Source organism: Streptomyces sp. DH37, assembly GCF_029813835.1.
Lineage (GTDB): Bacteria > Actinomycetota > Actinomycetes > Streptomycetales > Streptomycetaceae > Streptomyces.
The window spans coordinates 66,368-73,719 of sequence record NZ_JARVKV010000026.1 but is presented as its reverse complement, the minus strand read 5'-3'; the positions used below and the strand labels follow the sequence as shown (position 1 = coordinate 73,719).

The following is a 7,352-nucleotide window of genomic DNA, read 5'->3' as shown; positions in this document are numbered from 1 at the left end:
TCTGTGCGGGAGCCCGCGGGCTCCCGCACAGAGGCGTCCTGCACGTTCACGGGGAACGCCGCGGTCCGGGGCCTTCCCCCGTCCCGCCGGAGCACGGCGCGACACGCCTGTTCGCGGTCTTCCGCGGCACGCCCCGGGCGCCGTCCCGGAACGCGGGCTCGGCCGCCGGCTCGGCCGGCGATCCGGCCGGCTACCTCCTGAGCGCCCCGCGCCGGACGCGCCTCCGCACGGCGCGCGCTGCGGGTCCGCCCGCCCCGTCGGCGGCGGGGCCGGCGCTCCTCCCGCGGATCGTCGACACCGGCCGTCCCGATGCCGCCGGACACGCGCACCGCGTCGCCCCGGCGGTCGAGAGCGCGTGGCACCGCCGGTACGGGCGTGCCCGTCCCCGCGTCGGCCCCCACAGCGGCAACGCCCCCTCGCCGGCCGGATATCGGCCGCCGCTCCCCTTTTGCACCCGTCCGGACACGGGCCCGGACGGCAACGGCGATCCGTACCGCTCCGCACGGGTTCCGCACGGGTATTGACGCCCCGGTCGGCGAGCCCTTAGCGTCCCTGAACCAAGCGTCCGGAAACTTTCCGGAAACTTTGAAAAGGTCGACCGAAAACTGGGAGCCCTCCGATGAGAACCGTCCGCATCGCCACCGTCGCGCTCACCGCGGCCGCCGTATCCCTGCCGCTGGCGGTGACATCGGCCACGGCCGCCCCGCCCGCCGACCCCCAGGCCGCGCCCCACTCCAACGCCGTGTTCGACCGGCTGCGCTGGGCCGCTCCCGAGGGGTTCTACGTGGGCACCGCCGTGGCCGGCGGCGGCCACCACCTCGAGCAGGACTACCCGGACCCCTTCACCTCGGACCGGAAGTACCGGAAGATCCTGGGACAGCAGTTCAACTCGGTCTCCCCCGAGAACCAGATGAAGTGGGAGTTCATCCACCCCGAGCGGGACCGCTACGACTTCGGGGCGGCCGACGCCATCGTCGAGTTCGCCGAGCGCCACGGTCAGGTCGTGCGCGGGCACACGCTCCTGTGGCACAGCCAGAACCCCGAGTGGCTGGAGCAGGGCGACTTCTCCGAGGAGGAGCTGCGCGAGATCCTGCGCGAGCACATCACCACCGTCGTCGGCCGCTACGCCGGCAAGATCCAGCAGTGGGACGTCGCCAACGAGATCTTCGACGAGCAGGGCAACCTGCGGACCCGGGACAACATCTGGATCCGCGAGCTCGGGCCGGGCATCGTCGCCGACGCCTTCCGCTGGGCCCACGAGGCCGACCCGAAGGCGAAGCTGTTCTTCAACGACTACGGCGTGGAGAGCGACAACGCCAAGAGCGACGCCTACTACGCGCTCACCCAGGACCTGCTGGAGCAGGGCGTGCCCGTGCACGGCTTCTCCGTGCAGGCGCACCTGAGCATGCGCTACGGCTTCCCGGGCGACCTCCGGCAGAACCTGGAGCGGTTCGACGCGCTCGGCCTGGAGACGGCCGTCACCGAGCTGGACGTCCGCATGGACCTGCCGGAGAGCGGCGTGCCCACCGACGCGCAGCAGAAGCAGCAGGCCGACTGGTACCAGCGGGTGTTGGAGGCGTGCCTGGCGGTCGAGGAGTGCAACTCCTTCACCATCTGGGGCTTCACCGACAAGTACTCCTGGGTCCCGGTGTTCTTCCAGGGTGAGGGCTCCGCGACGGTCATGACCGAGGACTTCGTCCGCAAGCCCGCCTTCCACGCCCTGCGGGCCACGCTGAAGAAGGCCCAGTGGGAGGAGTGGAAGAAGGACTGGAGGCGCTGACGCCGACAGCGGCCGCCCACCGGGACCGCCCACCGCGACCGTGCGCGGTGGGCGGTCGCGCGCCCTCCGCTACGACAGCGCGTCGGCGACCACGGACGCCGCTTCCGCGATCAGCGCGTCGTCGTGCTCGGCGTCCTCCTCGGCGCGGTTCGACATGATCGCCATGACGATGGGGGCCGCGCCGGGGGGCCACACCACGGCGATGTCGTTGCGGGCCCCGTAGGCGCTGCCGGTCCCGGTCTTGTCACCGACCACCCAGCCCTCGGGCACTCCGGCCCTGATGAGGTCGGCCCCGGTGGTGTTGGTCCGCAGCCACTCCGTGAGCCGCGCGCGTTCGGCCCCGCCGAGGACGTCCCCGAGGACGAACGCGCGCAGGTCCCCGGCCAGCGCCCGCGGCGTGCTCGTGTCCCGTGTGTCGCCCGGGGCCCACCGGCTCAGCTCCGGCTCGCGGCGCTCCATCCGGGTGACGTCGTCGCCGATCTCCTCCAGCACGGCGTCCAGGCCCCCGGGGCCGCCCAGTTCGTCGAACAGCAGGTTGGCCGCGGTGTTGTCGCTGAAGCGGACGGCGGCCTCGCACAGCTCGCCCAGGCTCATCCCGGTCCCCACGTGCCTCCCGGTCACGGGAGAGTGGGCGACCAGGTCGTCCCCGGAGTACTCGACCACCCGGTCCATCCCGCTCAGGGAGTGCTTCCGCAGCACGGCGCCGGCTGCCAGCACCTTGAACGTGGAGGCGTAGGCGAACCGTTCGCCGTCGTTGTGGGCCACCTCGCGCCCGGTGCCGGTGTCGACGGCGTAGACGCCCAGCCGCGCGTCGAACCTGCGCTCGAGCTCCCTGAACTCGCGGGCGAACGGCTTCGCGGTCGCGCTCGGACTCCCCGCCGCGGCGGACGGGGGCGCCGCGGCGGACGGAGGCGGCGGGGCCGGGGAAGCGCCCTGGCCGCAGGCCGCGAGCGGACCGAGGGCGAGCGCGGCGAGCGCGCCGAGAACGGCGCGCCGGACACGGGTGTGCTGCATGGGTCAACCTCCAGGGCGCCCCGTGTTCGGGGCGCATGGGGACGGAGCGCCACGGCCCCGTCCCGGTGCGTGGTCGATGAGTGGCGGGACCACCCTCGCCCCCGGAGGGCCATGCGGTCCAATACGCTCGTGCGCCGTTCCATGCCGAACCGGCATGGATAGAGTGCGGGCTGTGGATCTGGTGGGAGCATGCCGCGCGTTCGTCAGCGTCAGCGAGCACGGCGGTTTCACCGTCGGAGCGGCCGCCGCCCGGATGTCCCAGCCGGTGGCCAGCCGGCGCGTCGCCGCCCTGGAGGAGCGCCTCGGCGAGCAGTTGTTCGAGCGCACATCGCGGCGGGCCGTCCTCACGCCCTTCGGCCGGGACATGCTGCCGATGGCCCGACAGCTCGTGCGGGCGGCCGATGCGCTGCTGCACGAGGCGGAGACCGCCCGGCGCAGACCGTGGCGGCTCGCGATGCCGGGCATCTGCGCGACGGCCGACCTCGCCCGCCTCGTCGCCGAGGCCCGAGGGCACGGCATCACCCTCGATCTCCGGGCCGCGGCGCCGGCGCGGCGCAGGGAGCTCGTCCACGCGCGGCAGGTGCGCGCCGCCCTGCTCGCGGTGCCGCCGGACGAGGCGACGTGGTCCGTGCCGCTGGGGGTCGCCGGCGCCCGGGATCCCGGTGTGAAGCGCGTGTACCTGGAGACGCTGCGGGTCGGACGGGCCTCCCCCGGCCCGGCCCGCCGTGTCTGGATCCAGCCGGAAGACGACGTGCCGCACATCCGCGACCCGCTGACGCGGCTGCGCGACGCGGTCGGCCTGCGGCCCGCGCAGCTCGTCACCGCGGGCGACCTGACGACCGCCGCGGCGGAAGCCCTCCGCACCCGCGACCTGCTGCTGTGCTCCCCCGCGCAGGCCGCGGAACTCGCCCTCGCCTGGCGGCCCATCGGTGAGACCGCCCTCAGCCGGGGGTACGCCCTCGCCGTCGCGGACGGCAGCCCGCAGCGCGTCGAGGCGCGCCTGGGCGACGTCATCGCCCGCTGCCTCGGCGCGGACACCCGGGCGGACGCCGCGGGAGGGAGGCCATGAGCGCCGAGGCCCTGCTCCGCGACACGCGCCGGCGGCTGCGCGACGGAGGCCTGCGCGGCTGCCTGCTCGTCCGGGACCTCCACACGGGACGGGAGCTGGGGATCGACCCGGACACCCGGCTGCCCGCCGCGTCCCTGATCAAGGTCCCGCTCGCGCTGGCGACGGCGGAGCGCATCCGGCGGGGCGAGCTCGACGGGGCGACGGCGCTCGACGTGCGGCCCGGGCGGATCACCACGCCCGGTCCGACCGGGCTGAGCCGGTTCCGCCATCCCGCCCGGATCGCGATCGACGACCTGCTCTACCTGAGCACCTGCGTGAGCGACGGAACGGCCGCCGACGCGCTCTTCGACCTCACCCCGCCCGCCCGGGTCACCGCCCTCCTCCACGAGCTGGGCCTGCGCGGCATCACCGTCCGGCACGGCATGCGCGAGCTGTCCGACACCCCCGTGGAGCGCTTCGACGCCGACCAGGCGCACCTCGCCCACGCCCTCGCCATCGAGGCCGGCACCAGCGGCCGCGGACATCGCGTGCCACAGCTCGACACCACCCGCGCCGGCACCGGCAGCGCACGCGCCTGGGTCGAACTGCTCCAGGCCCTGTGGACGCCGTCGGCGATCGCCCCGGAGACGGCCGAGCGCGTACGCGGCCTCATGGCCCACAACGTGATCCGGCACCGGCTCGCCCCGGACTTCAGCTCCGACGCCACCACCTGGTCCTCCAAGACCGGGACCCTCCTCAACCTCCGCCACGAGATCGGTGTCGTGGAGCACTCCGACGGACAGGCCTTCGCCATCGCCGTCCTCACCGAGTCCCTGGTCCCGGCCGTCACCCAGCCCGGCGCCGACGCCCTCATGGCGCAGGCCGCCCGCGGGCTGCGCGACCACCTCCGGCAGCTCTAGCGTCCGGGCCGGAGCCTCTCCGCGTCCTCCCGTGCGCGGCGCGAGTCCGCGCCGGCGGTCCGCCGCCGGAGCCGAGGCGGTGGCCCCCGCCTCGGCTCCGGCTCCGGTTCCGGTTCCGGTTCCGGCACGGCAGCGCGTCCGGCTCCGCCCGGGGTGACGGGCCGCCGCAATCCGGTCCGCGAGAAGCGGTCACCGGCCTTTCGGACGGGCGCGGGGAATCAGCCGCATACGGCCGGACCGCCCTCAACCCCGCTCACCACGGTATTTCGCAGGGAATCGCGGCCTCGGAGGAACGGCGGGGGATTCACCGCGGAAACTCCGCGGACCCCCATTCGGCAAGGGATATCACGCGCACGCGGAGGACACTCGCCGGCGCCGCGACGGAAGCCGCGTTCCCGCACCGGCGGCACTCGTGGCACTCACGGCGCCCCCGGCCCGGTGCCGAGGGCCGCCCGTGCGGGAACGGGACCGCGAAAGGCGGCGGTGCGGCACGCCCGGTGCCTCTCGAGCGGGTGCGGCACGGCCCCCGGACCGGCGGGCGCCGTCGGGATCCGAATTCGGCACCGGGCCGTCGAATTCCGTTCGACGATTTACCGGAGTCGAACGGACGTGGTCGAACGCCTCGGTTCCTGCCGAGAAGTCCACATTGAGGACGGCGGTTTTCACCGAGCCCGCCCCCGGAGTCCTTGCGTCGCCGATGCGCCGCTGCCAACATCGCGACGGGACGGAATTCCCGCACACCGGCCCGGCCGATCTCGGACGGGTCCGGTTCCTTTCTTCCACCGCGTTATGCGACCACGAGGAGCGCGATGTCCGGTTTACATGACAGCACGGGGAAAATCCGCTGGTGGGTCGGCCTGCTGGCGAGCGGCCTCGTCACACTGCTCGCCGGTCTGAGCGTGACGGCCGCCGGCGGCGCCGCGGCCGCGGCCACCACGCGCCCCCACCCGGCCTCGGGCGATGCGATGGCGCAGGTCGCCGCGATGCAGCCCGGGTGGAACCTCGGCAACTCCCTCGACGCCACCGGCAGCGACGAGACCTCGTGGGGAAACCCGCGCATCACGGAGGCGCTGCTCGACAACGTCAGAGCGCAGGGGTTCAACAGCATCCGCATCCCCGTCACCTGGGGCCGGCACCAGGGGCCGGCGCCGGAGTACGCCCTTGACGCGGCGTACCTCGGCCGCGTCAAGGAGGTGGTCGACTGGGCGCTGGCGGACGGCTTCCACGTCATGATCAACATCCACCACGACTCCTGGCAGTGGATCGCCGACATGCCGGCCGACCGCACCGGCGTGCTCGCCCGCTACAACGCCATCTGGAAGCAGCTGTCCGACACGTTCCGGAACTCCTCGCCCAGGCTGGTCTTCGAGAGCGTCAACGAGCCGCAGTTCAACGGCGGTTCCGGCGACGCCCAGAACGCGGCGCTGCTGAACGAGCTCAACACCTCCTTCCACCGCGTCGTGCGCCAGTCGGGCGGCAACAACACCACCCGCCTGCTCGTCCTGCCGACCCTGCACACCTCGACCGACCAGGCGCGGGTGGACGAGCTGGCCGCCACCCTCGGCGCCCTCGGCGACCGCAACCTCGCCGCGACGGTGCACTACTACGGCTACTGGCCGTTCAGCGTGAACGTCGCCGGCGGGACGCACTTCGACGCAACCGCCCAGAAGGACCTGACCGACGCGTTCGGCCGCGTCCACGACGCCTTCGTGGCCCGGGGCATCCCGGTGATCCTCGGCGAGTACGGCCTGCTGGGCTTCGACCGGCACACCGGCACCGTCCAGCAGGGCGAGAAACTGAAGTTCTTCGAGTTCCTCGGCCACCACGCCTGCACCAAGAAGATCACCACCATGCTGTGGGACAACGGCCAGCACTTCCAGCGCACCGGTTTCCGCTGGAACGACCCGGAGCTGTTCGCCCAGATCAGGTCCAGCTGGACGACGCGGTCGGGCACGGCCTCGTCCGACCAGGTGTTCAGCGCCCGCGGCGCGGCCGTCACCGACAAGAGCCTCACGCTGAACCTCAACGGCACCTCGTTCACCGGGCTGCGCCACGGCTCCACCGACCTGGTGCGCGGCCGGGACTACACCCTCCAGGGCGACCGGCTCACGCTCACCGCCTCCGCGCTCACCCGGCTCAGCGGATCACGGGCGTACGGCGTCAACGCGGTGCTGTCCGCGCGGTTCTCGCGGGGCGTCCCGTGGCGGATCGACCTGATCACCTACGACAGGCCCGTCCTGCGCAACGCCACCGGGACGACGGGGTCCTTCGCCATCCCCACCGACTTCCGCGGTGACCGGCTCGCCACGATGGAGGCCAGGTACGCCGACGGCTCCAACGCCGGCCCCCACGACTGGACGTCCTACAAGGAGTTCGACCGCGCGTTCGCACCCGACTACGCCAACGGAGTCACCACGCTGACGCCCGACTTCTTCGCCGAGGTCAGGGACGGCGCCCGCGTGACGCTCACCTTCCACTACCGGAGCGGGACGACGGTGACCTACCACGTCACCCGGTCCGGGACATCGGTCACCGGCACCACGGCCTGACCGGCGGTCCCGGCGGGCGGGGCGGGCGGGGCGCCCCGCCC

At 73.4% G+C, this 7,352-nt stretch carries 5 protein-coding genes; 4 read left to right on the top strand and 1 reads right to left on the bottom strand.

Annotation, left to right across the window (positions count from 1 at the left end; all coding sequences use genetic code 11):
* Positions 1 to 619 precede the first annotated feature (619 nt).
* Positions 620 to 1,780, top strand: coding sequence for an endo-1,4-beta-xylanase (locus tag QC029_RS15360; protein ID WP_279556215.1), 1,161 nt, complete (start codon positions 620 to 622; stop codon positions 1,778 to 1,780).
* Positions 1,781 to 1,849: 69 nt separating this feature from the next.
* Here the strand turns inward: QC029_RS15360 and bla are convergent, their stop codons facing one another.
* Positions 1,850 to 2,794, bottom strand: a complete 945-nt coding sequence (bla, locus tag QC029_RS15355) for a class A beta-lactamase (RefSeq protein WP_279556214.1) — start codon at positions 2,792 to 2,794, stop codon at positions 1,850 to 1,852.
* Positions 2,795 to 2,966: 172 nt separating this feature from the next.
* Between bla and QC029_RS15350 the strand changes: the two genes are divergently transcribed.
* The 3 genes from QC029_RS15350 (at position 2,967) to QC029_RS15340 (ending at position 7,311) form a co-directional block, all read left to right on the top strand.
* Complete coding sequence (locus QC029_RS15350; protein ID WP_279556213.1) at positions 2,967 to 3,863, top strand: LysR family transcriptional regulator; 897 nt, start codon at positions 2,967 to 2,969, stop codon at positions 3,861 to 3,863.
* A complete protein-coding gene (locus QC029_RS15345; protein WP_279556212.1) occupies positions 3,860 to 4,762 on the top strand; it encodes a class A beta-lactamase-related serine hydrolase in 903 nt (300 codons plus the stop codon). Before QC029_RS15350 ends, QC029_RS15345 begins: the two co-directional genes overlap by 4 nt.
* An 809-nt stretch (positions 4,763 to 5,571) precedes the next feature.
* Complete coding sequence (locus QC029_RS15340) at positions 5,572 to 7,311, top strand: cellulase family glycosylhydrolase (protein WP_279556211.1); 1,740 nt, start codon at positions 5,572 to 5,574, stop codon at positions 7,309 to 7,311.
* Positions 7,312 to 7,352 lie beyond the last annotated feature (41 nt).

What these genes read in the sequence shown, in the direction of transcription:
- QC029_RS15360 (WP_279556215.1), top strand. Translation starts at nt 620, where the DNA reads ATGAGAACCGTCCGCATCGCCACCGTCGCGCTCACCGCGGCCGCCGTA.
- QC029_RS15345 (WP_279556212.1), top strand. Translation starts at nt 3,860, where the DNA reads ATGAGCGCCGAGGCCCTGCTCCGCGACACGCGCCGGCGGCTGCGCGAC.
- bla (WP_279556214.1), bottom strand. Translation starts at nt 2,794, where the DNA reads ATGCAGCACACCCGTGTCCGGCGCGCCGTTCTCGGCGCGCTCGCCGCG.
- QC029_RS15340 (WP_279556211.1), top strand. Translation starts at nt 5,572, where the DNA reads ATGTCCGGTTTACATGACAGCACGGGGAAAATCCGCTGGTGGGTCGGC.